This is a genomic window from Mycobacterium sp. NPDC006124 (assembly GCF_040614235.1).
GTDB lineage: Bacteria > Actinomycetota > Actinomycetes > Mycobacteriales > Mycobacteriaceae > Mycobacterium.
The window spans coordinates 108,887-133,964 of sequence record NZ_JBEXUA010000004.1 but is presented as its reverse complement, the minus strand read 5'-3'; the positions used below and the strand labels follow the sequence as shown (position 1 = coordinate 133,964).

The window sequence follows — 25,078 nt, the reverse complement described above, 5'->3', positions numbered from 1 at the left end:
TTACCAGTTGCTCGGTGAATAGTCCTTGAGGAAGCAGCCGTGCACGTCCTCGCCGGCCTCGCCCCGCACGATCGGGTCGTAGACCCGCGCCGCGCCGTCGACCAGATCCAGCGGGGCGTGAAAACCCTCGTCGGCGAGCCGCATCTTGGTGGGGTGCGGGCGTTCGTCGGTGATCCAGCCCGTGTCGACGGCGGTCATCAAGATGCCGTCCTGCTCCAGCATCTCGCCCGCGCTGGTGCGGGTCAGCATGTTCAGTGCCGCCTTGGCCATGTTGGTGTGCGGGTGCCCGGGACCCTTGTAGGCGCGGCTGAACTGCCCCTCCATCGCCGAGACGTTGACCACGTACTTGCGGCGGGCAGCGGACGCCGCCATCGCCGGGCGCAGCCGACTGACGAGGATGAACGGCGCGGTCTGGTTGCACAGCTGCACCTCGAGCAGTTCCATCGCGTCGACCTCGTGCACGCGTTGGGTCCAGCTGTTGACCGACGCGGTGTCGGGCAGCAACCCGCCGGCGTCGATCGCCGTGCCCGCGGCGATGCGCTCGGGGGACGCGCTGCGAGCGGTCAGGGCCATCTCGGTGAGCGCGACCTGGGTCAGCGCATGCGGGGTCTGGTGCTCGGCGAGGCTGCCGGCGAGGGAGGCCGGGTGCGCGTCGCTGACGTGGTCGAACGTGATGACCCCCGCCGTCCGGGAGATCAGTTCGGGCCGGCTGACGCGTTCAGCCTCGACCAACGCGGCGTAGGACCCGGGGGAGCGGCGCACGGTCTGCGCGGCATTGTTGATCAGGATGTCCAGGGAGCCCTGCTCGGAGACTGCGTCGGCCAACGCGACCACCTGGGCGGGGTCGCGCAGGTCGATGCCGACCACCCGCAGGCGATGCAGCCAGTCGGCGCTGTCCTCCATGGCGGCGAAGCGGCGGACGGCGTCGTTGGGGAAGCGGGTGGTGATGGTCGTGTGGGCGCCGTCGCGCAGCAGCCGCAGGGCGATGTACATGCCGATCTTGGCGCGGCCCCCGGTCAGCAGCGCGCGTCGTCCGGTGAGGTCCGTGCGGGCCTCGCGCTTGGCCCGGTTGAACGCGGCGCACTGAGGGCAGAGCTGATGGTAGAACGCGTCGACCTGCGTGTAGTGGTTCTTGCAGGCGTAGCAGGCGCGCGACCGCAGCAGCGTGCCGGCGGTGGCGCCGGCCGCGGTCGAGACCAGGGGCAGACCCTGGGTCTCGTCGTCGATGCGACCGGGTGCACCGGTCGCGGTGGCGGCGATCACCGCGCGGTCGGCTTGGGCGACGGCATCGCGCTTGGCGTGGCGGCGGGCCTGCTTGACCGCCTTGAACACACCTGCCGTCGCGCGGCGAACGGCCACGGCATCGGGGTGTTCCGGGGGCAGCGCCCTGACCTCGGACAGCACCTCCAGGCACGCCCTGAGCTTCTCCGGGTCGATCTCGGTCACGGGGGAAGAGTACTGGTCAACCGGCTCTCGGCCGATTCGTCGAACGTCAGCGAGCGTTGGCCTCCACCGCGGCGCGCACCAGCGCGATGAACGCCGCGTCGTCGAGCACGTCGTGCTCGCCGATGTCGACCGCCCGCCGGACCTTGCCGTCGAGGCTGGCGTTGAACACCCCGCTCGGGTCCGGCAGCGACGCGCCCTTCGCAAAGGTCACCTTGACCTTGTCCTTGTACGTCTCACCGGTGCACAGCGTCCCGTCGTGACACCAGGTGGGGACCCCGCGCCACTTCCATTCCTCGACGACGTCGGGATCGGCCGTCGTGATCAGCTCTCGGACGTGGGCGAGTGTGGCGCCGCGCCAGTCGCCCAGTTCCGCGATCCGCTGGTCGATCTTCGCCGAGGGCGAGTCGTCGTCGGCCATCAGCCGGCGACGGAGGCGTCGTAGATGGCCTGGATCGACGCGTCGAGGGTGGCGTTGAACTCCTCGTCGGACTGCTTGGCCGACAACCCCTCGGTCAGGGCGCGGCTGAAGCTGGCGATCAGGCCGGTGTTCTTGGCGAGCAGTTCGTCGGCCTCGTCGCGGGAGTAGCCGCCCGAGAGCGCGACCACGCGCATCACCTTGGGGTGCTCGATCAGGGGCAGGTACAGATTGGGCACGGTGGGCAGCGAGAGCTTCAGCATCACCTGCCGGCCGTCGGGAACGGCGTCGAGGCCGGCGGTGAGCTGGTCGAGCAGGATCGCCTCGGCGTCGGCCTTGTCGGTGATCGTCACCGTGACCTCGGGTTCCAGGATCGGCACCAGCCCGTGGGAGAGCACCCGGTCGGCGATCTCGAACTGCTGCGCCACGACCGCCTCGATGCCCGCGGAGTCCGCGGCGCCGATCACCGACCGTTCCTTGGTGCCGAAGATGCCCTTGGCCGTCGCCCTGTCGAGCAGGTCGTCGAGGCCCGGAATCGGCTTCATCGACTGGACCCCGTTCGCGGCGTCGGAGAGACCCTTGTCGATCTTGAGGAACGGCACGACGCCCTTGACGTCCCAGAGGTAGGTCGCCGACGGCGTGCCCTCCACGTCGCGGTCCATGGTCTGCTCGAAGAGGATGGCCGCGAGGATGCGGTCGCCACCGAACGCGGGTGAGGTGATGATGCGCTCGCGCATGCGGTGGATCAGGTCGAACATCTCGGCCTCGCCGGGGTATTCGCTCTCGTCGATGCCGTAGAGCGCCAGGGCCTTGGGCGTCGAACCGCCGCTCTGGTCCAGCGCGGCGATGAAGCCGCGGCCCTCGGTCATCCGGTGCGCCTGCGTCTGGTCGACCATCTCACCCATCCCGTGTCGAGTCGTTTCGAGCCGATGTCGCGAGCATATTCCTCTGGGAGGATGGATCGATGTACGTTCCGGCCCACTTCTCCGCAGACGACGAGGCCGTCCACGAACTGTTGTCGCGCAACGCCGCGGCGGATTTGGTCACCGCGGGCAAGGACGGGCTGGAAGCCACCATGCTGCCGTTCCTCTATGACCGCGAACGTGGCGTCCTACAGGGTCATTTCGCGCGCAACAACGACCATTGGCGCCGCGCCGACGGGGTCGCGGGGTTGGTCATAGTCCGCGGTCCCGACTCCTACGTGACGCCGAGCTGGTACGCGTCCAAGGCCGAACACGGCCGAGTCGTCCCCACGTGGAACTACGTCGTGGCCCACGTCCACGGCACGGTGACGATCCACGACGACGCCGACTGGCTTGGCGATCTGGTCCGTCGGCTCACCGACCACCACGAGGGCCGGCGCGCGGTCCCGTGGTCGGTGGACGACGCGCCCGCGCGGTTCGTCGAGGGACAGTTGCGCGCCATCGTCGGCGTCGAGGTGGCGATCTCCCGCATCGAGGCCAAGTTCAAGCTCAGCCAAAACCGGCCCGACGCCGACATCGACGGTGTGGTCGCGGGGCTGCGACGCGAGGGTGACGCCCGCGGTGCCGACGCCGTGGCGGCGCAGCGCCGGGACTAGGTAACACGAACGTTCTCGATCGTCACACCCAAGAAACATAAACGGTATACCGTTTGTTCATCGCCGGGTGATGGTCGCCTTGCGTCGTGACCGAGGACGGAGGCCCTTGCCTCTCATGAGCACCCCCGTGAGCCCGCTGCTCGAATCGACCTCCAGCCCGTTGGACCCGCGTCAGCGCGCGGTCGTGCAGCGGGTCTCCGACGCCGAGCGCGCTCACATCCTGGCCCTGCCCACCAACGACCCACTGGACGCCAAGTTGCGCTTCCGGGTGCAGGCGACCGGCCCGGAGTTGTTCGGCCAGCCCCAAGCCATCCGAGAGACGTTGCTGTCCAATGCATCCGCACTCGATATGGTCGCCGACCGTCTCGTCACCGGGGTCGACCGGGTGGTGTTGGTCGGCTGCGGTGACTCGCTCGCCGTGATGGTGGCCGCCCGGCAGGCGCTCGAGGCCATGCTCGGGGTGCCGTGTGAGCCAGTGCAGAGCCTCGAGTTCGCCTACTACCAGGGCACTCTCGTCGACGATCGAACCGCGGTGGTGGCCCTGTCGAGTTCAGGGGAGACGACCCGCACCGTCGAAGCGCTGCTGATGGCTCAACATCGCGGATCGTATACCGTTGCCATCACCAATACCGCCGGGTCGACGCTGCAATCCGAGGCCACCACGTCGCTGATGATCCACGCCACCCGCGTCGGCTGGCCCACCCAATCCTCCACCGCCGCACTGGCTCTGCTACTGGAACTCGCCATCCGGATCGGGGAGCGTCGGGTCCCCGAGCGGGCGGCCGACCTGCGTACGGCATTCGACGCCCTGCCGGACCTGATGGCCGAGGTGCTCGAGCGGGTCGACCCGCTCGTCGCCGAGATCGCCGAGACCGAGGTCGCCGCGGGCGTTCGGAACGTGCTGTTCTCCGGTGCGGGGCCGAATCTGGCCACCGCGATCGTCGGCGCCGCCAAGGTCAAGGAGTGCACGACGCTGCACGCCGCCGAGATTCAGGTCGAGGAATACCACCACTACAACTCTCAGAAGGCCGGCGAGCCGCTGTTCCTCGTCGCGCCGACCGGTCCGTCGGTGCCACGGGCGGTCGACACCGCCCGAGACGCGCTGCGCTGGGGTGGCCGGCTCTACGTGGCCACCACCGACGGCGAGCACGCCTTCGACGAGTTCGACGCCACCGTGATCACCATGCCGTCGGTGCCCGAGCAGCTCTCGCCGCTGCTCTACCTGCTCGTCGCCCAGCTGGTCGGCTACCACCTGGGGCTGAGCTGCTACGCGGCGGCGGAGCGCGATGCCTGAGTCGCCGACCCTGGTGTGCGTCGGCAACCTCACCGTCGACGAAGCCGTGTCCCCAACCGGGGAGCGGGTCGAGTCCGTCGGTGGGGACGCCCTCTTCGCTGCCCTGGCCGCAAGGGTGGCCGGCGGCCGCTCCATCCTGCTCGCCCCGCTGGGTACCGACGCACCACCTGCGCTGCTGGCCGCCATCCGGTCCGCCGGCACCGATCCGGCGTCGCTGCCGACTCGAGATCTTCCGTTGATCCGCAACGTGATTCACTACGACGCCGCGGGCGGCAGGGTATGGGACCTGGTCCGCGGCGAGGAGCACTTCGAGGCTCTCTCGGTGTTCCCGGGCGACGTCGGGCCCCACGCCCTGACCGCCGACGGAGTGCTGCTGTCGGCGATGGCGTTGCGCCCGCAGTTGGAACTGGCCGCGTGGCTGCGCACCCGAACCGCCGCGACGATCTACTTCGACCCGCAGGAGGACTACGTGGCCGGCAACGAGGCCGCCCTCACCGAGGCCGTGCGGGCCTGCGACGTGTTCCTGCCCAGTGAGATCGAAGCCGCCGCCCTGGCCGGCACGTCGGATCTGGAGGCCGCCGCCGCGACCTTCCTCGCGGTGGGGCCACGCGTGGTCGTCATCAAACGCGCCGAGGCGGGTTGCCTGGTCGCCACCCGGGAGCGGCCCGAACCCGTCGTCGTTCCCGCCGACGCCGTCACCCCGGTGGACAGCACCGGTGCGGGCGACGCGTTCTGCGGCGCGTTCGCCGTCGAGCACCTCCGCAGTGGCGACGCCGTCGCCGCCGCGCGGGTCGGGGCGGCGGCGGCCCGCGTCGCGGTGAGCGGACCCGGCGTCAGCGCACTGCTGGCCGCGGTCGAGGAGAGTAGCGGGGTCCCCCGATGACCAGGATCACCGTCGTCAACCCCAACACCTCCGTCGAGCTGACAGACGCCATCGCCGTTGCGGCTCAACGGGTGTGCGGTCCGAGCGTGGCGGTACGCGGCGTACAGCCCGCCGACGGCGTGCCCAGCGTGGAGAGTCATGCCGAAGAGGCGATCGCCGCCGTCGGCGTGCTCGGTCAGGTGCGTGAGCACCAGGCCGACACCGATGCCTACGTCATCGCGTGCTTCGGTGACACCGGTGTGGACGCCGCCCGCGAGGTGGCGACGTGTCCGGTGGTCGGCATGACCGAGGCCGCGCTGCAGACCGCGTGCCTCATCGCGCATCGGTTCGTGGTCATCACGCTGCCGGCCCGCACGATCGCCCACAGCGACCGGGTGATCCGGGCGCTGGGTCTCGAACACCGCTGCCGCGTCGTCGCGGTGGACGTACCGGTGGCCGACCTGGTCGGCGGCTCGACCCATCTGCTCGACGCGTTCACCGAGGCGGCCCGCGCTGCCATGGCCGACGACGGCGCCGAGGCCGTCGTGCTCGGCTGCGCCGGGCTCGCCGACCTGGTCGGTCCGCTGTCCCAGGCGCTCGGGGTTCCGGTCGTCGACGGGGTCGCGGCGGCGGTCGGCATCGCCACCGGTCTGGTGGCGATGGGCCTGAACACCTCCCGTGCCAGCACCTTCGCCCCGGTGGAGCTGCCGTGAGCGTGCTCCTTCGTCGCGTGCTGGTCTACGACGCCGACGCCCCGACGGGAATGACCGGGCCCGTCGACGTACTCGTCGACGGTGACCGGATCGGGGCGATCGGCCCGGAGCTGCCGGCCGCACCCGGCACCCGGATCGTAGAGGGCGATGGCCGGCACCTGCTGCTGCCGGGTCTGATCAACGCCCACTTCCACTCGCCGGCAAACCATCTCAAGGGCTCGGTGCGGAGCCTCCCGCTCGAGCTGTTCATGCTCTTCGAGTCGCCGTCGGACCCCGCCCTCGCCCCGACGCCGCGAGAGGCGTACCTGCGGACCATGCTGGGCGCCGTCGAGATGCTGCAGCGCGGCATCACCTGCGTGCAGGACGACGCGTTCCTGATGCCCTTCCCCGATCCCGAGATCGTCGACGCGGTGGCGTCGGCATACCGCGACAGCGGAATTCGCGCCTTCCTGGCGCTGGATCAACCCGAGCTGACCGAGGCCGAGAAGCTTCCCTTCGTCGACGAGCTCGACGACGCCGCCCGACGCGCCTTCGGTGCGCCGGCCCCCGCGCCGGCGGCCCAGCTGCTCGAGGCCTACGACCACCTGATCGGCACCTGGCATGGCGCCGCGGAGGACCGCATCCGGGCCGCGGTGTCCATCTCGGCGCCGCAGCGCGTCAGCCTCGAGTACTTCGCCGCCCTCGACGATCTGGCCCAGCGCCACGGGCTTCCGTTGTACGCCCACATGCTGGAGACCAAGGTGCAGCGCACCCTGATGACCGAGCAGCCGCGGTTCGCCGGCCGATCCCTGGTCGGCTACACCGCCGCCGCGGGGTTACTCAAGCCGCACACCAACGTGATTCACGCCGTCTGGGTCGACGACGCCGATCTCGACGTGATCGCGGCCGCCGGCTCCACCGTGGTGCACAACCCGGTCAGCAACCTGAGGCTCGGCAGCGGGGTGCTGCCGTGGCGGGCGATGATCGACCGCGGCATCCCCGTCGCCCTCGGTACCGACGAGGCCATCTGCGACGACTCGGTCAACGTGTGGACCGTCGCGAAGACCGCCGGGCTGATCCACAACGTCGCGGGACTCGACAGCGACGAATGGCCAACCGCCACTGAGGTTCTCGACGCATTGTGGACCGGCGGCGCCCGTGCCACCCGGCGGCCCGACGACCTCGGCGTGGTGGCCCCTGGCCGGCTCGCCGATCTCGCGCTCGTCGACCTTCATTCGATTGCGTTCACCCCACTCAACGACCTACGGGAGCAACTGGTGCACTGCGAGGACGGCCGCGGAGTCGTACTGACCATGGTGGCGGGCCGCGTCGTCGCCGAGAACGGGCACGTCGTCAGCGTGGACGAGACCGCGCTGCTCGACGAGGCCCGCGAGCTCTTCGCCGCGAAGTTGCCCGCCATTGCGCGGGCCCGGGGCGAGGCCGCCGAGCTGATGCCCGCCTATCAACACGTCGTGCGCCGCGCCGCGGCCACCGACGTCGGCTTCAGCCGCTGGTTGGTGCCGTGAACCCCGCCGGTTACGCGTACAGCCCCCTGCCGGCGCGACCCCGCGGAGCGTGGCCCAACGGCGCTCGGCTGGCCGTCGTCGTCTGCGTCGGCGTGGAGTCCTACCGGTTCGGCGCCGGCCACACCGAGGACGTGCTCGCCGACGTGCCCGCGCCGGACCTGGTCAACACCGCGTGGCGCGACTACGGCAATCGCGTCGGCGCATTCCGGCTGTTCGATCTGCTGGGGCGCCTTGGCATTCCGCCGACGGTGTTGCTCAACACCGACGTCTACGACGAGGCACCCGACGTGGTCGAGGCGGCCCGCAAGGTCTCCGCCGAGATCGTCGGCCACGGCCGCTCCAACTCCGACTCGCTGTCGGGCCTGACGCCTGAGGGCGAACGGGCCTATCTCGCCGACGTCGCCGAACGCATCCGTACCGAGGAGGGCCAAGCGCCCGGCGGATGGTCCAGTCCGTGGCTGACGCATACTCCGGCCACCCTGAAGCTGTTGGCCCACACCGGGTACGAGTATCTCCTCGACCTCCGGTTCGACGATCAGCCCGTGTGGCTGCGCACCGAATCGGGTCCGCTGCTGGCCATCCCGTATGCCGCAGAGCTCAACGACTCGTCGACCATGGTGGGCCGCAGTGTTCTGCCCCGTGACTTCGCCGACATGATCGACGACGAGTTCGCCGAGCTGCACGCCGCGGCCGAGCACAGGCCGCTGGTGATGAGCGTGGTCCTGCACTCCTTCATCAGCGGGGTGCCGTTCCGGCTGCGCGCGGTCAGCCGTGCGCTGGAGCGCATCGCCGCGTCCGACGGCGTGTGGCTGACCACGCCACGCCAGATTCATCGCGCCGTCGTCGAGCATCCGGAGTCCTTCGGTGAGTGAGGCGACGGTGGCTCCGGTGGCGGAGGTGGCGAACTTCTCGGTGTCACTGGTGCGCAACGGCGTTCGCAGCCAGGTGCTGCACCACGTCGACCTCGAGATCCGTCCGGGGGAGATCCTCGGGCTGGTCGGCGAGTCCGGATCGGGCAAGAGCGTTCTCGCACTCGGCCTCCTGGGACTGCTTCCACCGGAGTCCCATCCCGTCACCGAGGGCCGGATCACCGTTGGCGGAGTCGACCTGTTGCACGCCGGCCGCGACGAGCTGAGGCGCGTGCGTCGCGACGTGCTCGGTGCGATCTTCCAGGACCCGATGACCTCGCTCAACCCGACGATGCGGATCGGCAGGCAGATCGGTGAGGCCACTGGTGACGACGCGGAGTCGGTGAGGCTGCTGGAGACCGTGGGGGTGCGCGACGCCGAACGGCGCTTGCGCGTCTACCCGCACGAACTCTCGGGCGGACTGCGGCAGCGGGTGATGGCCGCCATCGCCGTGGCCGACAAGGGTGAGGGCAAGCTCGCGCGTCAGCGCCTGATCGTGGCCGACGAACCGACCACCGCACTCGACGTCACCGTGCAGGCGCAGCTGCTGGATCTGCTGCGTGAATTGCGCGCCGACTTCGGTTGCTCGGTGCTGCTGATCACCCACGACCTCGGGGTGGCCGATCAGATCGCCGACCGGCTCGCGGTGCTGCACCACGGTGAGCTGGTGGAGGTCGGTGTCGCCGCCGACGTGGTGCGCCGACCGCAGCACGAGTACACGCGGTCGCTGCTCGCGTCGAGGCTCACTCTGACCACGCCGCGCGACGAAAGGTTCACCACGTCCGAAACCGGCACGGCGTCAGGTGAATCGGCCGTGTCGATCCGCGGCCTGACGAAGACCTTCGGGGTGGGCCGGGGCCGCCGTCGCCACGAGATCACCGCAGTCGGCGGGGTCGATCTGGAGATCGCCTCCGGCGAGGCGCTGGCCATCGTGGGGGAGAGCCGTTCGGGCAAGTCGACTCTCCTGCGGATGGTCGCCGGGCTGGAACGGCCGACGTCGGGATCGGTGGAACTGGCCGGCGACGGCGGACCGCAGATGGTCTTCCAGGACGCGGGTTCGTCATTGACCCCGTGGTTGAGCATCGGCGAGACCCTCGGCGAACGGTTGCGCGAACTCAAGCTCTCCCGCGACGACGTCGCGCAGCGGGTCACCGAGGCGCTGGCCGCGGTCGACCTGCCACCCGAGGTCGCCAAGGCCCGACCCGGTGAGCTGTCCGGCGGCCAGCGCCAGCGGGTCGGACTGGCCCGCGCGACGATGATCCCGCCCGCGGTGCTGCTGTGCGACGAACCCACCAGCGCGCTGGACGCGTCGCTGGCCAAGAGCGTGCTCGCCCTCATCCGGGACCTGCGCGCGCGGCTCGGCATGACGGTCCTCTTCGTCACCCACGACCTCGCCGTCGCGCGCCTCATGGGCGACCGCATCGCGGTGATGCAGTCGGGTCGCGTCGTCGAACTGGGTCCCGCCGAACAGGTGGTCTCCGAACCGCGCGACCCGTACACCCAAACCTTGCTCGCCGCGGTCCCGGAGATCGCATGACCACGCTGGTGCCGCGCTGGCGGCTCAAGCCCGTCGCCATCGGGGGAGCGCACCTGGCTCGGCCGGTGGCGTGGGCGGTGGTCGGTCTGCTCGTCGTGGTGACGCTGGTGGCGTTGTTCGCCAAGACGCTGGCGCCATACGACCCGATTCAGCCCGTCGGTGCGCTCAACCTGCCTCCGCTGAGCCCGGGCCATCTGCTGGGCACCGACGGCATCGGTCGGGACCTGTTGTCCCGCACGCTGATCGGCATCCAGGTCAGCTGGCTCAGCGCGCTGGTGGTGGTGGCGAGCGGACTGCTGATCGGCGGCACCGTCGGTCTGATCGCCGGCGCGACCGGCGGCTGGGTGGATTCGGTGCTGCTGATGCGGATCACCGACCTGTTCCTGGCGCTGCCCGGCGCCCTGGTGGCGATCGCCATCGTCGCCGCCCTGGGATCGGGTCTGACCAACACCCTCGTCGGCGTGGCCCTGGTCTGGTGGCCGTACTACGCCCGCATCGTGCGCGGCGAGGTCAAGGCCCTGGCCGCCCGTCCCCACGTCGAGGCCGCCCGGCTTGCAAAGGCCGGCCGCCGGCGCATCCTCACCCGGCATCTGCTGCCCGGCGTCGTCCCGACCGCGGTGATCACCGCGAGCCTGGACATCGGCAACGTGGTGCTGCTGCTGGCGGCGTTGTCGTTCCTGGGCCTCGGGCAGCAGGCTCCCGCACCGGAACTCGGCGCCGACACCGCCCGCACGCTCTCGCAGTTGTTGAGCCAGTGGTGGGTGCCCGGCATCCCCGGTTTGGCGGTACTGCTGCTGACGTTGATCGCAAACCTCGGTGGCGACGCCATCCGCAGTCTCATTCCGGTTCGGAGGTAACGGCGATGACGTCCTTCCTCGTCCGCAGGTTCTCGACGGCCGTGCTGATCCTGCTGATCCTCTCGTTCGTGATCTTCCTGTTGCAGTCGGTGTCGCCCGGCGATCCCGCCCGCGCCTACGTCGGCGCCAACGCGTCCAACGAGATGGTGGCCGCCGAGCGGCAACGCCTTGGCCTCAACGATCCCATGCTGCAACAGTTCACGCGGTTCGTCGGCGGACTGTTCACCGGAGACCTCGGTCGGTCGCTGCGCACCCGCCAACCCGTCACCGCCGACCTGGCCACCTATCTGCCGGCGACGGCCGAATTGGTCGTCATCGCGTTCCTCATCGCGCTGGCGTTGGCCACGCTCTACGCCCTGTCGGGGGCGCTGCGGTGGCCAGGCGCCTCGGTGGGCCGCGGTGTCCTGCTGCTGCTGGCCACCGCGCCGCCGTTCCTGCTCGCGCTCGTCGGCATCATCGTGTTCTTCGGACAGCTCGGCTGGCTGCCGGCCCGCGGGGTGGGCGACTTCCAGGATCCCGGGCCGTTCGGGATGCAGTTGGTCGACACCATGATTCACGGGCAGGCCGACGCCGTCGCGGACGCGCTGAAACACCTCGTCCTGCCGGCGGTCGTGCTGGCCATCGCCCCGGCGGTCGCGATCGGGCGGGTGTTCCGGTCGTCCCTGCAGGGCGTACTGGGCGTCGACTACGTCCGGACGGCCCGCTCCAAGGGCATGAGCGAGACCCGGGTGGTGATCCACCACGTGGTGCGCAACTCGATCGGCCCGGCCCTGTCGATGGCCGGACTGCAACTCGGATTCATGTTCGCCGGCGTGGTCGTCGTCGAGCAGATCTTCTCCTGGCCCGGCATCGGCAACTACCTCGCTGCGTCCATCCCGGTCGCCGACTTCCCGGCGATCGCCGGCGTCACGCTCGTGCTGGGTGCGATCTACGTCCTGTCCAACGTCGTCGTCGACCTGCTGCAAGCGATCGCCGACCCCCGCATAGCCGCCGAATGAGAAGGAGCACCGCCATGTCCGAACACCGAAAGATCACCCGCCCGGGTTTTCGAGGCGTCGCCGCCTGTGCCGCGATCACTCTCGTCGTGGCGGGCTGTAGCTCTGGTACGCCCACCGGCGGCGGGGGCGGCGGAGGTGGGGCGGCCCCCACCGACGGGACGCTGACCGTGGGTCTGCTCGGCGACATCGGGCAGCCGCCCGACCCCGACGTCTACTACGCCAACAACGGCACGGCCATCATGATCAACGCCTACGAGGGTCTGGTGCAGTACCAGAACGACACGGAGGCCGTGAAGATCGCGCCTCGCTTGGCCGAGACGTGGGAGGTCAACCCAGGCAACGACGTCTACACCTTCCACCTGCGCAAGGGGGTGAAGTTCCACGACGGCACCCCGTTCACCTCCGCCGCGGTCGACGTCGCCTTCAAGCGGCGCATCGCCGTCAAGGGCGGCGCGGCCTACATGGTCGAGGCGGTCAAGAGCGTCGCCACTCCGGACGACTACACCGCGGTGATCACGCTCACCAAGCCGAACACCGCCTTCCTGAGCTATCTGGCCTCGCCGTTCGGCCCGAAGATGGAGTCACCGGAAGGGCTCAAGGCCAATGCCGGCTCCGATGACGCCCAAACCTATTTGTCCTCACACGATTTGGGCACCGGGCCGTACCAGCTGACCACCGCGCAGACCGGTGTCAAGTACGAGATGACCCAGTTCGACGGCTACTGGGGCCCGAAGTCCCCGTTCAAGAAGATCGAATTGCCGGTCTACACCGACGAATCGGCGCTCGAGCTGGCCTTCGACAGCGGTACGGTCGACACCATCGTGGCGGCGCTGCCGTCGTCCAGCCTGGACAAGTACGCGTCCAAGGACGGGGTCGCCAACTACTTCCTGCCGACGTTGCAGGGCGCCCTGGTGACGGTCAACTCCAGCCACGACTTCTTCAAGACCCCTGAGGCGAGGGTGGCCTTCCTCAAGTCGATCGACCAGGCCAAGCTGGTGAATCAGGTGCTGGGCAAGCGATCCGAGGTCGCGACCACGATGTACGCCAAGGGCATGATCCCGGGGGATGCCGACCGGCAGGCGATCAGCTACGACGCGGGAGTGCTGAAGGCCTACGTCGCCGCGCTGCCGCCCAATGCCCCGAAGACGTTGGTGATCGGCTACGCCAACGGCAACGTCAACGCGCAGTCGATGGCCAACCTGGTGGTGGCGAACCTGCAGACCGACGGGATCACCGCGACGGCGCAGGGGTATGACACCTCGACGGTGTTCGGCTGGATCAACAACCCACCCAGCGGACCCGACGCCTTCATCGACGGCAACAACGGACCCGACGGCGGTGACCCGTACATGTGGGGTCACGTGTTCTGGGACGCCTCGGGTGGCATCAACTACTTCGGGTGCCAGTCCACGGAGGTCAACGATCTGCTGAACCAGGCCCTGGGCACCGGCGACACCGCCACCTACGTCAAGGCGGGCGACCTGTACGGGCAGACCGGATGCTTCCTGAACCTGTCGCACAACAAGGACTGGGTGGTGGCGCAGAAGTGGCTCACGGGGGTGCCGCAGAGCCAGAACATCGGAGCCAACGAGCTGAACTTCTCGTTGCTCGGCATCGGGGGGTGATTGCAACCGAGCCCGACGAACCTGCGCCGTCGCTGTCCCGGCTGGTCTACTCCACGGTCCGGGAGCGCATCATCCTCGGGCAGTATCCGCAAGGCAGCCGCCTGCCCGAGCAGCGAATCGGTGAGGAGCTCAACGTATCTCGCGTTCCGCTGCGGGAGGCGGTGCCCTGGCTCGAGCGCGACGGCTTCGTGCAGTCGCGGCCGCGCCGGGGCGCCGTGGTGGCCCAGTGGGACGCCAAGGCCATCGACGACCTGTTCGACGTGCGGCTGTCCCTCGAGGTCGGGGCGGCCCGGCTCGCGGCGCGCGAGGTCGGCATGGGCGGGCCGCTCGACGCGCTGAACGAGGCGCTGGAACAGGCGCAGCGCACGGTCGCCGACGGGGACGCCTATGCAATCGCCCGAACCAGCACCGCCTTTCACGAGGCGGTCATCGAGGTGTCTCGCAACGCGCTCATGACGACGCTGATGCAGAACATCTCGGGCCGCATCACCTGGTTGTTCTTCCTCACCAGCGGCCTGCCCGCCGACGAGGCGTTCCACGACCACGTGCTGCTTCGGGACGCGATCGCCTCCGGCAACGAGCGGGTCGCCGAATCGGTGGCCTATGCCCACATCGAGCGCGACCGGCTGCCGACGTTCGAGGCGATGCGGGGCCGGCTCGCCTAGGTCACGGTCAGGACGAGCTTGCCCCGCAGGTGTCCCTCGGCGGCGCGTTCGTGGGCGGCCGCGGCGTCGGCGAGGGGGAAGGTGGAGTCGACGGCGACGCGCACGGTGCCGTCGTCGAGCAGGCGGCCGAGCTCGGCGAGTCGCGCTCCGTCCGAACGGACCTGGGTCATCGAGACGGTGACTCCCCGCTCGGCGGCGGCGGTGTAGTCGGTGAAGCCGGGGAAGACGGGAAACAGCGCCCCGCCGTGTTTCAGAGTCCGGAGGAAGCGCCCGGTGGTGGGTCCGCCGACGGCGTCGACGACGAGGTCGAGATCGCCGACGACCTCTTCGGGACGCACCGCGGTGTAGTCGACGACCTCGTTGGCGCCGAGGTCGCGTAGGAACGACTCGTGGCCGCCGGAGGCCACCGCGATCACGTGGGCGCCGCGCCATTTCGCCAGCTGAACGGCGAGGTGTCCGACGCCGCCGGCGGCGCCGTTGACCAACACCCGGCGACCGACGAGCGGAACCGGTCGATGCGGCTGCGCCTGAAGCGGATTCGGAGCGTCGTGGCCGACGTCGACCAGGAACTGCCATGCGGTCAGCCCGGACATCGCGGCGGCCGCGGCCTGCACGTGGTCGACGCCGGAGGGCTTTGGCGCCAGATCCGGCGCTGGGGCGCAGACGTATTCGGCATAGGCGGCGCTGTCGCCGAAGCTGGGAAAGCGAATCATGCCGAAGACCTCGTCACCGACCGAGAAGCCGTCGACGCCGGCACCGACCTCCGCCACCACGCCCGAGACGTCCGATCCGGGAATGGCGGGCAGCGGGATCGACGGCACCAGGTCGGCGGGCAGGTGTTGCTGCCGATAGCCGTCGCGCAGATACCAGTCGGGCGGGTTGAGGCCGACGGCGTGCACGGCTACCAGCACCTCGCCCGGCGCCACGGTCGGCGTCGGCACCGTCTCGTAGCGCAGGGCCTCGGGGCCGCCGAATTCGTGCAGTCGAATCGCCTTCATCGCGGTCACCTCACCGTGTCGTCGAGCCAGTCGAACATTCGCTGATGGAACGATGTCAGCGCTCCTTCGTGGCAATGTTCACCCGCACCTTCCTCGGATGTGAAGGCCAGGAACGTCTTCGGGCAGTCGAGGGCTTCGTAGAGCCGGGCGGGCTGGCCCTCGAAGAACTGGTCGTTCTCCGCCTCGCAGATCAGTGTCGGACACGTGATCCGGCTGGCGACCTCGGTCAGGTCGTAGTGGGCGACCTCGTCGAGGAGTTCCGCTCCGCTGGCGACGCCGAACACCCACATGGCGTTCGACAGGATCCACCGTAGGGAGGTCGGCGCGTGGCTTCGGCCGGCGATCAGCGCGTCCATCTCCGCCGCATCGGTGGTGGGCATGGCGTCGGCCATGCTGATCACCCCGTCGTAGGCGATGCACGCTGCGAGGCGGTGCTCGAAGGCGGCAGCGCGTGGTGCGAGGTAGCCGCCCATGCTCATGCCGAGCAGGGCCAGGCGATTGGCCTCGACGCCCGGCAGGGTGAGGGCGAAGTCGACGACCGGGGTGACGACGGCCTCCCAGTCGTGGCGGAACGTCAAGCCGTGGTGACGCAGCGCGCTGCCCTGGCCGGGACCTTCGAAGATCAGACAATTCCACCCGTAGCGTCGAGCGGCCTCCCCGACGGTGAAGAACATCTCCTCGACGGTCGAGTCGAAGCCGCCGTGCGCCACCAGGGTGGGCCCGGGCTCGCCGCCGGTGACGGCGAGGTAGTAGCCGTCGAGATCGACGCCTTCGTAGGGGATCCGCACGTGTCTCCACTGTCGTTGGACGTCGGGCGCACTGCGGAAGGCCGCGATGGCGCGGGCCGAGGTGTCCACGACCCGTGGGTCGTGCGCGGGATCGTCGCGAAGGAAGAACTCGGCGGTGCGGTAGTAGTTCGACGCGCGCAGGTAAGCGCTGTTGGCGCTGACCGGGTGTCCGGCCGACGCGCAGGCGTCGGCGGTGTCGGCGACGCGATCGGCCAACGCCCGCCATTCCCGGTACCAGGACTCGCCGTCACCGGGGGTGATGCGTTGCGCTGCGGTGAGGATCTCGCCGACGTCGGCGCCGCCGTACACGGCGTAACCGAGGGCGCGCAGGGTCTCGAAGGAGAAGGACTCGTCGGTCTCGAACACGACGCGCACGTCGGCAACCTCCTTTATCGCAACTCAGTGTTGCGATAAAGTCACGGTGCCAGGTCTGCGCAATAAAAGCAACAAGTAGGAGCGATTGAGGTGAATCGGCAGGTGAACCGTGGGGAGCGGACGGGTGGACGCAGCGCCCGGGTGCGTCAGGCCATCCTCGCCGCGACGTTCGACGAGCTCGCCGAAAGCGGGTACGCCGCCCTGAGCATGGAAGCCGTCGCGTCGCGCGCCGGCGTGCACAAGACGACGGTCTACCGGCGCTGGCCCACCCTCGACGACCTGCTGCTGGACGCCCTGACCACCTGGTCCCAGGAGGCGCTGCCGGTTCCCGACACCGGCAGCATCGACACCGACCTGGTGGCACTCGGTCGCGAACTGGCGCAGGTGCTCAACGACGGTGTCGGGCGCCAGGTCGTGGCACTCGTCCTGACCAGCGGTCTGCGATCGCCTCGGCTCAGTGAGGCCACCCGGCGCTACTTCGACCACCAGGGGTTGCGCGCCGTCCCGATCGTCCGACGAGCCGTCGACCGTGGCGAGCTCCCCGAGACATGTGACGCCGACGCACTTCTCACCGCGTTCCGGGCGCCGCTGTTCTACCGGATGGTCACCACCGGTGATCCCATCGACGAGGCCCTGATCAGCCGCGCCGTCGGTGTGGCGCTCAACGCGGCGCGGGCCGGCCTCTTGTCGGCCTGATCGTCAGCCAATCTCCACCAACGGCAGCGGGCTCAGCGAGCCCGATCTGACCGCGGCCGACAACCGCTGTCGCCCAAGCGGATTCCATGCCTGCACCGCGCAGAACGGCGCGCACTGGTCTTGATCGGACCGGGTGCCCACGTGCACGCAGCACTGGGTGAGCCGTTCCTCGATCATCGTGGACACGTCCATGAACGGCTTCACGGTGATCCGCACGACCCGCTCACCCAGCATGCGCCGCAGCCGCCGATGCCGGCCCGGCAAGCCCGAGGCGGCCAGCGTCAGCAGTGTCGACAGCCCCAGATCGCAGCTCTCGCAGATGCTTCGCCATACCTCGCCCATGCTGGGATGCGACAGCGAGGACTGCTCGGAGAGCAGGCCGAGCAGCGACTCGCGCACGGCCAGGCGCATCTCGCGCGGCACCTCGGCGTCGGCGATGCGGTTGGACACCAGCCCAAGGTTCTCCTTGAGCCGGTCGTGTCCCATCAGGGCGGTCAAGGAACGCCACTGCTCGGAGTCGTCGCGGATCATGTATCCGACCGAGCAGCAGTGCGGATGTGAGCAGGGCAGCGCGGTCAGGTCGCGCCACTGCACCAACCCACCCGTCTGCGGACCGAGACGCTTGAGCACACCGGTATGGGTGAGTCGGTTCATCGGATCGATGACTCCCGAACGCCCGGAACCGAACTGCGGTTGCACGGACACTCCGCTCACGTAGGGAGTGTCGAGGGCCAGTGTCACGACGTCACCGATCTCGTCGTCGTTGACGCCGAGCGTCGCCGTCATCACCAGGGTCGTGAAGATCTCGCGTTCGGACAGCCGCCGAATGGCGTGTGCCTTCAGCCGGCGCAGGTCGCCGCCGCGGTGGTGCCGCGACGCCTCGGCTGAGGTGCCGTCGAACTGCAGGTACACCTCGACGCGTTCGCGGTGACGGGTGAGCAGGTCGAGCAGTTCGTCGTCCCGCGCGATGAGAAGACCGTTGCTGTTGACCAGGATTCGCGTGACGGGGCGTTGCACCAGGCCGTCGAGCAGCTCGGCGAGACCGGGGTGCACGGTGGGTTCCCCGCCGCTGAGCATCACCACGTCGAGCTTGCCGTTCTCGCGGCGCAACCTCTGGTCGACGTTGGCGAGGATGTCGGCCACGGGCACGATCCCGTGCAACTCGGGACCCGATTCGGTGAAGCACGTCGGGCACCGCAGGTTGCAGGCCTCGGTGACGTCGGTCAGCAGGATGCAGGTGTGCTGCGTCTGCATCTCGGGCAAGCCACGCAGGTACGCCGACGGGACGGGGTCGAAGTTGCCCGCCACGTCGGGGGTGTGGGTCTTGGTCGGGGCCGTCCACTCCTCGAGGTAGGCGAGGATCTCCGGGTCCTCGTCGTACATCGTCCGGACCAGACCGTGGGTGGCGCAGGCCCGTTCGAGCCAGACCCCGTCGTCGCGTGCGGCCAGCCACCCCGAGAGCCGGGCGACCTCGGCCAGCGGTCGGTCCGGTCGATCGGCATGGCAATGCGGACAGAACGCCGTGACGTAGCGGAGGATTCGATCGTCGCGCAGCGGCATGCCCATGACTCAGATTCCTCCGGTGTACATCTCGGGATTGAGACCGGTGCAGTAGCCGACGGTGGTGATGGACAGCAGAGCCCAGCCGATCATCAGCCCGATTCCGAGGCCCTTGGTCCACGGTCGCCGTAGGGCGATGAGTCCCGCACCGCCGCCGAAGGCGATGAGCGCCAAGATCGCCGCGCCCACCCCCACGACGGCGCCGCCGTGGCCCGAGGCGATGACCAGTACCACCAATCCGACGACCAGGTTGACCGCCCCGTACAGCAGAACCCCGACGACGGCGAGACCGGCGACCGTGCCGCCGTCATTCGGTGGTGGTGGTAGTGGACGCCAGCCGGGCGGGGGCGGTGGGTCGAACGGGGGACCGGTCATGTCGCAACCCTCTGCCTTCTGGTGAGTCCCTCGTAGTAACCGCGGCGGTAGCCGCGGTGTAGCCGGAATCCGACGACGACCAGGCTGACGAGCAGGAACCATTGGGGCCGGGTGAGATCGAGCCAGACCGTCTCGTTGGCACGGGTGAACTCGACCAGGAAACGGAACACCGAGTACGCCGCGACGTAGAGCACGAACAGCTCGCCCGGATGGGTCACGCGCGAGCGCAACCACAGCAGCACGCCGAATGCCGCCAGCTGGAAGGCGATCTCGTAGGCGAACGACGGATGCATGGCCTGCCCGGTCAGACAGCCCGGGCATTGCGGTGTGCTGGCCGGCGCGTGAACGCCCCACGGCAGGCCGGTCGGCCGGCCGGGGGCCTCGGTGAGAAGGCAGCCGACGCGACCGACGGCCATGCCCAGTGCGACCGCGGGCGCGAACAGGTCACCGGTCTTGCCGCGGTACCCGATGATTCGCTTGGCGACCAGCACGCCGACGTAAGCACCCAGCAGTCCGCCGAGGATGCTTCGGGAGCCGACGGCCCAGGCCTGCGCGAGGGTGGGGTTCAGGCGGGGATCGAGGTGCTCGACGAGGCCCGAGAAGCGCATCCCCAGGGCCCCGCCGACCAGCGCGCCGGTGACCGCCACCAGGGATTCCTCGCCAAGCGCCCCACGACGTTTGGCCTCCAGCACGAACACCACGCTGGCGGCGAGGACGCCCAGACCGACGAACACGCCGTGGACCGGAACGTCGAACCAGCCGACGTGCCAGGTCATCACCCCCATGTGGACTACGGTAGTGCGCCGCCCCGGCGGCCGTGGGCCGAACGCCGGACCGGGCTCGGTACGACGTGTGTGCGATCCCGCCGCAGTGGGTAGTCGACGCCAATGCGACCTCTGCGGGCAGTCGTCTCCGTCGTCGTGGCCGCTCTCGTCGCCGTCTCGTGCGCACCCGCTCAGCGCGTCGACCTGGGGCAGGGCTCGGGCAATCTCATCGCCGCCATCGCCGGGGAACCCGACCAACTCGACCCGCAGAAGACCAGTGCGTACCTCTCGTTCGAGGTGCTGGAGAACGTGTTCGACACCCTCGTCGAGCCCGATGCCAACCTCGAGATGAAGCCCGCGCTCGCCGAATCGTGGACGGTGTCGCCCGACCAACTGACCTGGACGTTTCGCGTGCGCCCCGGCGTCAGCTTCCACGACGGCAGCCCGCTGACCGCCGCCGACGTCGTGTACTCCTATCGGCGAATCATCGACGAGAAGCTCTCCAACGTGGACAAGTTCAGCAGCGTCGCCGACGTCACCGCCCCCGACGACCGCACCGTCGTGATACGCCTGAAACGGCCAACGCCCAACCTGCTCACCAACATCGGTGGTTTCAAGGGCATGGCGATCGTCTCCCGCAAGAACGTCGAGAGCGGTCAGATCGCCACCCATCCGGTCGGAACGGGCCCGTTCTCCTTCGTCTCGCAGAAGAGCGGGGACTCCATCGTCCTGAAGGCCAACCCGTCCTACTGGGGCGGCCCACCCAAGATCCCCGGTGTGACGTTCCAGTTCATCGCCGAACCGTCGACGGCATTGTCGGCGCTGCAGGCCGGGGAGATCGACTGGACCGATTCGGTTCCCACGCAACGTCTCTCGCAGTTGAAGGATGACGACTCCCTGCACCTGGCGGTGACGCCGAGCAACGACTACTGGTACCTGGCGCTCAACGAGGCCAAGGCGCCGTGGAACGACCCGCGGGTTCGCCAGGCCATCGCCTACGGCATCGACCGCCAGTCGATCTTGCAGGCCACCAGTTACGGCAGTGCCACCGCCAACCAGTTGGCCATTCCCAAGGGCAATCCCTGGTATACGCCGTATGACGAGTACCGCTACGACGTCGACCAGGCCAAGCGGCTGCTCTCCGAGGCCGGCGCCCACCCGGATCGGATGGACCTGCTCGTCACCAGCGAGTACCCGGAGACGGTCACCGCGGCGCAGGTGATCGCCGATGACCTGAGTGGGCTCGGCATCACCGTGAACATCCGCACGGTCGACTTCGCCACCTGGCTCGACGAGCAGAACTCCGGCAACTTCGACATGTTGATGCTGGGGTGGCTCGGCAACATCGACCCCGACGACTTCTACTACGCCCAGCATCACACCGGCGGCGCCAACAACGCGCAGAAGTTCTCCAATCCCGACGTGGACCGACTGCTCGACGCCGGACGAGTCGAGACCAACCGCGAACGGCGCCAACGCGATTACGCACAGGCGGCCACCATCATCGCCGATCAGGTCAGCTACATCTACCTCTACAACCCGTCGGTCATCCAGGCCTGGACGCCGAGGCTGTCGGGCTACGAGGCCCGCCGCGACGGCGCCATCCGGTTCCGGACGGCCACACTGGCCGCGGGCGGTACGCAATGAGCCGGCCGCTGCTCGTCTTCCTGGCCCGCCGCCTCGCCTACTCGCTGGTGGTGCTCCTCGGCGTGCTGGTCGTCGTCTTCGCCCTCGTCCAACTCGTGCCCGGTGACCCCGTCCGCATCGCACTGGGGACGCGTTACACCCCGGAGGCCTACGATGCGCTGCGGTCGGCGAGCGGGCTGGATCGCCCACTGCTGCAACAGTTCTTCGGCTATGTCGGCTCGGCGCTGACCGGAAACCTGGGCGTCAGCTTCCGCAACGGCGAACCGGTCACCGGCATTCTGCTGGAACGCCTGCCCGCGACCGCGTCGCTGGCCGTGTTCGGCATCGTCGTCGCGCTGCTGATCGCCGTGCCGGCGGGTGTCTACTCGGCGTTGCGCGAGGGCCGGGTCGCCGACGTCGTCGTGCGTGTCACCAGTCAGTTCGGCGTCTCGATACCCGACTTCTGGATGGGCATCCTGTTGATCGCGCTGTTCTCCACCACGCTCGGCTGGCTGCCCACCTCGGGATACCGGCCGCTGCTCACCGATCCCGGTGGTTGGCTGAGCCACCTCGTCCTGCCCGGCCTGACCGTCGGTCTGGTCGCAGCCGCGATCCTGACGCGCTACGTGCGGTCGGCCGTACTCGAGGTCGCCGCAATGGGATACGTGCGCACCGCCCGCTCGAAGGGACTCTCGCCCAGGGTGGTGACGCTGCGTCACACCGTGCGCAACGCGCTGGTGCCGATCCTCACCATCACCGGCATCCAACTCGCCACGATCCTCGGCGGCGTGATCGTGGTGGAGGTCGTGTTCGCCTGGCCAGGTCTGGGCCGGCTGGTGTTCAACTCGGTTGCCGCCCGGGATTATCCGGTGATCCAGGGTGCGGTACTGCTGATCGCGGTCCTGTTCCTGGCGGTCAACCTCGTCGTGGACCTGCTCTACGCGGTCGTCGACCCGAGGATCCGGTTGTCATGACCGAACCGACAGTCGACGAGACGCCGACCGGGCGGGTCGGAACGCTCCGGCTCCTGCTGCGCAACCCCGTCACCTTGGCGAGTGCGGTCGTGCTGCTGGCCGTGGCGCTGATCGCGATCGGCGCCACCTGGCTCGCTCCCTACGGCATCAACGACGTGGACGTGCCCAGCGCGCTGCGCGGTCCCAACGGTGCGCACTGGTTCGGCACCGACGAACTCGGTCGCGACGTGTTCTCGCGCGTGCTCGTCGCGATCCAGTCCTCCATGCAGGTGGCGATCGTCAGTGTGGCGTTCGCCGCCGTGGTCGGCGTGACCGTCGGGGTGGTGGCCGGGTATCGCGGCGGCTGGTTGGACACCGTCGTCATGCGGGTCGTCGACGTCATGTTCGCCTTTCCCGTGCTGCTGCTCGCGCTGGCCATCGTGGCCGTCCTCGGGCCAGGCGTCACGACCACGATGCTGGCGATCGGCGTGGTCTACACGCCGGTCTTCGCGCGCGTCGCCCGCGCCAGCACCCTCGGCGTCCGGGTGGAACCGTTCGTCGCGGTGTCACGCACCATGGGTACCGGGCATGGCTACATCCTGGTGCGCCACGTCCTGCCCAACGTCGCCGGACCCCTGATCGTCCAGACGTCCCTGTCGTTGGCGTTCGCCATCTTGTCCGAGGCGGCGCTGTCCTTCCTCGGCCTCGGCATCCAGCCGCCCGAGCCGTCCCTGGGACGGATGATCTTCGACTCCCAGGGGTTCGTGACCCTGGCGTGGTGGATGGCGGTGTTCCCCGGCGCGGCGATCTTCGTCATCGTGCTGGCCTTCAACTGCGTCGGGGACGGACTTCGCGACGTCCTCGACCCCAAACAGCGCACGCTGGCCGAGGCGCGGAGGAGCCAATGAGCGGATCCGTGCTGACGGTCGAGGACCTCCGCGTCCGCATCGGGTGCCGGGAGATCGTCGGCGGAGTGTCGCTGGAGGTTCGACGCGAGCAGGTCCTCGGCATCGTCGGGGAATCCGGCTCCGGGAAGTCGATGACGGTGCTCGCGGCGACGGGGCTGCTCGATGCACCCGGTGCGGTCGTATCGGGGTCCAGTGTGCTTGCCGGACAAGGTGATTCGGTGCAGCTCGTCGGCGCGGCCCCGCGCACGCTGCGCGGTGTGCACGGCGGCCGGATCGGATTCGTCTTCCAGGACCCGGGCACCTCGCTCAACCCGCTGCTGACCCTGGAACGACAGATCACCGAATCCCTGGAGGCGCACCGCCACCCCACGCGCCGGGAGGCTCGGGTTAGGGCGCTGGATCTCCTGGAAGCGGTGGGCCTGCCCAACCCCGAGGACCGGTTGGGGTCCTACCCGCACCAGTTGTCCGGCGGCCAGCGCCAGCGGGTGATGATCGCGATCGCCCTGGCATGCGACCCCGAACTGCTCGTCGCCGACGAGCCGACCACCTCCCTCGACGTCACCACCCAGGCACAGATCGTCGACCTGATCCGGGATCTGCAGCGCGACTTCGGCACGGCCGTGGTGTGGATCAGCCACGACCTCGGCGTCATCGGACAGGTCGCCGACGACGTCACCGTCCTGCACGACGGCGGGGTGGTCGAGCAGGCTCCCGTGCTGGAGGTGTTCGACCATCCTCGGCAGTCCTACACCCGTCGGCTCCTGGAGGCGCGACCGCTGATCGGGTCCGAGGGCCCGCCGCCGGTGGCCGACGACGCGCCCGTCCTGCTCGACGTGTCCGATCTCGACGTGCGATTACCGGTCAGCACCCCGGCCGGCCGGTCGACCGTGCACGCCGTGCAGGACCTGTCGTTCCGGATCCGCCGCGGGTCCACGCTGGGGCTGGTGGGGGAGTCTGGATCCGGGAAGTCGACCGTCGCCGCGGCGCTGACCGGGTTGGTTCGGCCCGACGCCGGCCGAGTGAGGCTGGACGGCGTCGACGTGTTGGCGGTGAGCCGACGTGACGAGAAGTCCCTGCGCCGGCGCATCGGGCTGGTGCTGCAAGACCCGTTCGCGTCGCTGAACCCGCGGATGCCGGTCGCCGCGTCGATCGGCGAGCCCCTCGTGGTGCACGGTCTGGCGCGGAGCAAGGCCGCCCGCCGCGCGCGGGTCGGGGAACTACTCGAGTTGGTCGGGCTGCCGACGGCGTTCGCCGCGCGGTACCCGCACGAGCTGTCCGGCGGTCAGCGGCAGCGGGTCAGCATCGCCCGGGCGCTGGCGCTGGAACCCGACCTGTTGATCCTCGACGAGTCCACGGCATCACTGGACGTGTCGGTGCAGGCTCAGGTGCTCGAGCTGCTGGCCGACCTGCAGGACCGGCTCGCGCTGACCTTCCTGTTCATCGGCCACGACCTGGCCGTGATTCAGCAGGTCAGCCATGACGTCCTGGTCATGCGGGAGGGACGTTCGGTGGAGTATGGCCCCGCCCCGGAACTGTTCGCCGAGCCTCGCGACGAGTACACCTGGGCCTTGCTCGCCGCGGTGCCGCCGACCCGTCCCCGGGTGTAACGGATCCGTCGTCACAGCGATGTC

At 69.3% G+C, this 25,078-nt stretch carries 24 protein-coding genes; 16 read left to right on the top strand and 8 right to left on the bottom strand.

Going from position 1 to position 25,078, the window contains the following annotated elements; genetic code table 11:
* Genes ABZ195_RS10240 through ABZ195_RS10230 form a run of 3 tightly spaced genes read right to left on the bottom strand, consistent with a single transcriptional unit; the run spans position 1 to position 2,757 of the window.
* Positions 1-1,446 (bottom strand): SDR family NAD(P)-dependent oxidoreductase, encoded by a 1,446-nt coding sequence (locus ABZ195_RS10240; protein WP_355217269.1) that lies wholly within the window; start codon positions 1,444-1,446, stop codon positions 1-3.
* Positions 1,447-1,492: 46 nt separating this feature from the next.
* Positions 1,493-1,864 (bottom strand): DUF1801 domain-containing protein, encoded by a 372-nt coding sequence (locus tag ABZ195_RS10235; protein WP_355217267.1) that lies wholly within the window; start codon positions 1,862-1,864, stop codon positions 1,493-1,495.
* Positions 1,864-2,757: a fructose bisphosphate aldolase gene (locus ABZ195_RS10230; protein ID WP_355217265.1), complete on the bottom strand. Its 894-nt coding sequence runs from the start codon at positions 2,755-2,757 to the stop codon at positions 1,864-1,866. Before ABZ195_RS10230 ends, ABZ195_RS10235 begins: the two co-directional genes overlap by 1 nt.
* A gap of 68 nt (positions 2,758-2,825) precedes the next feature.
* Here ABZ195_RS10230 and ABZ195_RS10225 point away from each other — a divergent pair, with 68 nt between their 5' ends.
* The 11 genes from ABZ195_RS10225 to ABZ195_RS10175 all read left to right on the top strand — a co-directional run bounded on the left by ABZ195_RS10225 (position 2,826) and on the right by ABZ195_RS10175 (position 14,404).
* Entirely contained in the window at positions 2,826-3,440 is a 615-nt protein-coding gene (locus tag ABZ195_RS10225) for an FMN-binding negative transcriptional regulator (protein WP_355217263.1), read from the top strand.
* 115 nt (positions 3,441-3,555) lie between these two features.
* A complete protein-coding gene (locus tag ABZ195_RS10220; protein ID WP_355217261.1) occupies positions 3,556-4,734 on the top strand; it encodes an SIS domain-containing protein in 1,179 nt (392 codons plus the stop codon).
* Positions 4,727-5,617, top strand: a complete 891-nt coding sequence (locus ABZ195_RS10215; RefSeq protein WP_355217260.1) for a carbohydrate kinase family protein — start codon at positions 4,727-4,729, stop codon at positions 5,615-5,617. The genes ABZ195_RS10220 and ABZ195_RS10215 overlap by 8 nt, the downstream gene beginning before the upstream one ends.
* Entirely contained in the window at positions 5,614-6,309 is a 696-nt protein-coding gene (locus ABZ195_RS10210) for an aspartate/glutamate racemase family protein (RefSeq protein ID WP_355217258.1), read from the top strand. Before ABZ195_RS10215 ends, ABZ195_RS10210 begins: the two co-directional genes overlap by 4 nt.
* Positions 6,306-7,814, top strand: coding sequence for an amidohydrolase family protein (locus ABZ195_RS10205; RefSeq protein WP_355217256.1), 1,509 nt, complete (start codon positions 6,306-6,308; stop codon positions 7,812-7,814). The genes ABZ195_RS10210 and ABZ195_RS10205 overlap by 4 nt, the downstream gene beginning before the upstream one ends.
* Positions 7,811-8,686: a polysaccharide deacetylase family protein gene (locus tag ABZ195_RS10200; protein WP_355217255.1), complete on the top strand. Its 876-nt coding sequence runs from the start codon at positions 7,811-7,813 to the stop codon at positions 8,684-8,686. Before ABZ195_RS10205 ends, ABZ195_RS10200 begins: the two co-directional genes overlap by 4 nt.
* A complete protein-coding gene (locus tag ABZ195_RS10195; RefSeq protein WP_355217253.1) occupies positions 8,679-10,259 on the top strand; it encodes an ABC transporter ATP-binding protein in 1,581 nt (526 codons plus the stop codon). The genes ABZ195_RS10200 and ABZ195_RS10195 overlap by 8 nt, the downstream gene beginning before the upstream one ends.
* Positions 10,256-11,116, top strand: a complete 861-nt coding sequence (locus ABZ195_RS10190; protein ID WP_355217252.1) for an ABC transporter permease — start codon at positions 10,256-10,258, stop codon at positions 11,114-11,116. Before ABZ195_RS10195 ends, ABZ195_RS10190 begins: the two co-directional genes overlap by 4 nt.
* Before the next feature lie 5 nt (positions 11,117-11,121).
* Positions 11,122-12,114 carry an ABC transporter permease gene (locus ABZ195_RS10185; RefSeq protein WP_355217250.1) on the top strand — a complete coding sequence of 331 codons (993 nt, stop codon included), beginning with the start codon at positions 11,122-11,124 and terminating at the stop codon, positions 12,112-12,114.
* Positions 12,115-12,128: 14 nt separating this feature from the next.
* Entirely contained in the window at positions 12,129-13,739 is a 1,611-nt protein-coding gene (locus tag ABZ195_RS10180) for an ABC transporter substrate-binding protein (RefSeq protein WP_355217248.1), read from the top strand.
* Positions 13,736-14,404, top strand: a complete 669-nt coding sequence (locus ABZ195_RS10175; RefSeq protein WP_355217246.1) for a GntR family transcriptional regulator — start codon at positions 13,736-13,738, stop codon at positions 14,402-14,404. Before ABZ195_RS10180 ends, ABZ195_RS10175 begins: the two co-directional genes overlap by 4 nt.
* On the opposite strand, the gene ABZ195_RS10170 is transcribed toward ABZ195_RS10175, so the two are convergent.
* Positions 14,401-15,402, bottom strand: a complete 1,002-nt coding sequence (locus ABZ195_RS10170) for an NADP-dependent oxidoreductase (RefSeq protein WP_355217244.1) — start codon at positions 15,400-15,402, stop codon at positions 14,401-14,403. The genes ABZ195_RS10175 and ABZ195_RS10170 overlap by 4 nt on opposite strands.
* Before the next feature lie 5 nt (positions 15,403-15,407).
* Complete coding sequence (locus tag ABZ195_RS10165) at positions 15,408-16,565, bottom strand: alpha/beta fold hydrolase (RefSeq protein ID WP_355217242.1); 1,158 nt, start codon at positions 16,563-16,565, stop codon at positions 15,408-15,410.
* A gap of 90 nt (positions 16,566-16,655) precedes the next feature.
* Here ABZ195_RS10165 and ABZ195_RS10160 point away from each other — a divergent pair, with 90 nt between their 5' ends.
* Positions 16,656-17,261 carry a TetR/AcrR family transcriptional regulator gene (locus ABZ195_RS10160; RefSeq protein ID WP_355217240.1) on the top strand — a complete coding sequence of 202 codons (606 nt, stop codon included), beginning with the start codon at positions 16,656-16,658 and terminating at the stop codon, positions 17,259-17,261.
* Positions 17,262-17,264: 3 nt separating this feature from the next.
* Here the strand turns inward: ABZ195_RS10160 and ABZ195_RS10155 are convergent, their stop codons facing one another.
* The 3 genes from ABZ195_RS10155 to ABZ195_RS10145 are packed head-to-tail and all read right to left on the bottom strand — an operon-like array spanning position 17,265 to position 19,972.
* Positions 17,265-18,821, bottom strand: a complete 1,557-nt coding sequence (locus ABZ195_RS10155) for a radical SAM protein (RefSeq protein WP_355217857.1) — start codon at positions 18,819-18,821, stop codon at positions 17,265-17,267.
* A gap of 9 nt (positions 18,822-18,830) precedes the next feature.
* Positions 18,831-19,196 (bottom strand): hypothetical protein, encoded by a 366-nt coding sequence (locus tag ABZ195_RS10150; RefSeq protein ID WP_355217238.1) that lies wholly within the window; start codon positions 19,194-19,196, stop codon positions 18,831-18,833.
* A complete protein-coding gene (locus ABZ195_RS10145) occupies positions 19,193-19,972 on the bottom strand; it encodes a prolipoprotein diacylglyceryl transferase family protein (protein WP_355217855.1) in 780 nt (259 codons plus the stop codon). The genes ABZ195_RS10150 and ABZ195_RS10145 overlap by 4 nt, the downstream gene beginning before the upstream one ends.
* A gap of 111 nt (positions 19,973-20,083) precedes the next feature.
* Here ABZ195_RS10145 and ABZ195_RS10140 point away from each other — a divergent pair, with 111 nt between their 5' ends.
* The 4 genes from ABZ195_RS10140 to ABZ195_RS10125 are packed head-to-tail and all read left to right on the top strand — an operon-like array spanning position 20,084 to position 25,054.
* A complete protein-coding gene (locus ABZ195_RS10140) occupies positions 20,084-21,607 on the top strand; it encodes an ABC transporter substrate-binding protein (protein WP_355217236.1) in 1,524 nt (507 codons plus the stop codon).
* Positions 21,604-22,560, top strand: coding sequence for an ABC transporter permease (locus ABZ195_RS10135; RefSeq protein ID WP_355217234.1), 957 nt, complete (start codon positions 21,604-21,606; stop codon positions 22,558-22,560). Before ABZ195_RS10140 ends, ABZ195_RS10135 begins: the two co-directional genes overlap by 4 nt.
* Positions 22,557-23,447, top strand: a complete 891-nt coding sequence (locus ABZ195_RS10130) for an ABC transporter permease (protein ID WP_355217232.1) — start codon at positions 22,557-22,559, stop codon at positions 23,445-23,447. The genes ABZ195_RS10135 and ABZ195_RS10130 overlap by 4 nt, the downstream gene beginning before the upstream one ends.
* Positions 23,444-25,054, top strand: coding sequence for an ABC transporter ATP-binding protein (locus ABZ195_RS10125; RefSeq protein WP_355217230.1), 1,611 nt, complete (start codon positions 23,444-23,446; stop codon positions 25,052-25,054). The genes ABZ195_RS10130 and ABZ195_RS10125 overlap by 4 nt, the downstream gene beginning before the upstream one ends.
* The last annotated feature ends 24 nt before the right edge of the window (positions 25,055-25,078 follow it).

Bases quoted from the DNA above. Each gene is read 5' to 3' on its own strand.
- ABZ195_RS10235 (WP_355217267.1), bottom strand. From the start codon at position 1,864: ATGGCCGACGACGACTCGCCCTCGGCGAAGATCGACCAGCGGATCGCG.
- ABZ195_RS10230 (WP_355217265.1), bottom strand. From the start codon at position 2,757: ATGGTCGACCAGACGCAGGCGCACCGGATGACCGAGGGCCGCGGCTTC.
- ABZ195_RS10225 (WP_355217263.1), top strand. From the start codon at position 2,826: ATGTACGTTCCGGCCCACTTCTCCGCAGACGACGAGGCCGTCCACGAA.
- ABZ195_RS10220 (WP_355217261.1), top strand. From the start codon at position 3,556: ATGAGCACCCCCGTGAGCCCGCTGCTCGAATCGACCTCCAGCCCGTTG.
- ABZ195_RS10215 (WP_355217260.1), top strand. From the start codon at position 4,727: ATGCCTGAGTCGCCGACCCTGGTGTGCGTCGGCAACCTCACCGTCGAC.
- ABZ195_RS10210 (WP_355217258.1), top strand. From the start codon at position 5,614: ATGACCAGGATCACCGTCGTCAACCCCAACACCTCCGTCGAGCTGACA.
- ABZ195_RS10190 (WP_355217252.1), top strand. From the start codon at position 10,256: ATGACCACGCTGGTGCCGCGCTGGCGGCTCAAGCCCGTCGCCATCGGG.
- ABZ195_RS10185 (WP_355217250.1), top strand. From the start codon at position 11,122: ATGACGTCCTTCCTCGTCCGCAGGTTCTCGACGGCCGTGCTGATCCTG.
- ABZ195_RS10180 (WP_355217248.1), top strand. From the start codon at position 12,129: ATGTCCGAACACCGAAAGATCACCCGCCCGGGTTTTCGAGGCGTCGCC.
- ABZ195_RS10170 (WP_355217244.1), bottom strand. From the start codon at position 15,402: ATGAAGGCGATTCGACTGCACGAATTCGGCGGCCCCGAGGCCCTGCGC.
- ABZ195_RS10155 (WP_355217857.1), bottom strand. From the start codon at position 18,821: ATGCCGCTGCGCGACGATCGAATCCTCCGCTACGTCACGGCGTTCTGT.
- ABZ195_RS10150 (WP_355217238.1), bottom strand. From the start codon at position 19,196: ATGACCGGTCCCCCGTTCGACCCACCGCCCCCGCCCGGCTGGCGTCCA.
- ABZ195_RS10145 (WP_355217855.1), bottom strand. From the start codon at position 19,972: ATGACCTGGCACGTCGGCTGGTTCGACGTTCCGGTCCACGGCGTGTTC.
- ABZ195_RS10140 (WP_355217236.1), top strand. From the start codon at position 20,084: ATGCGACCTCTGCGGGCAGTCGTCTCCGTCGTCGTGGCCGCTCTCGTC.
- ABZ195_RS10135 (WP_355217234.1), top strand. From the start codon at position 21,604: ATGAGCCGGCCGCTGCTCGTCTTCCTGGCCCGCCGCCTCGCCTACTCG.
- ABZ195_RS10130 (WP_355217232.1), top strand. From the start codon at position 22,557: ATGACCGAACCGACAGTCGACGAGACGCCGACCGGGCGGGTCGGAACG.
- ABZ195_RS10125 (WP_355217230.1), top strand. From the start codon at position 23,444: ATGAGCGGATCCGTGCTGACGGTCGAGGACCTCCGCGTCCGCATCGGG.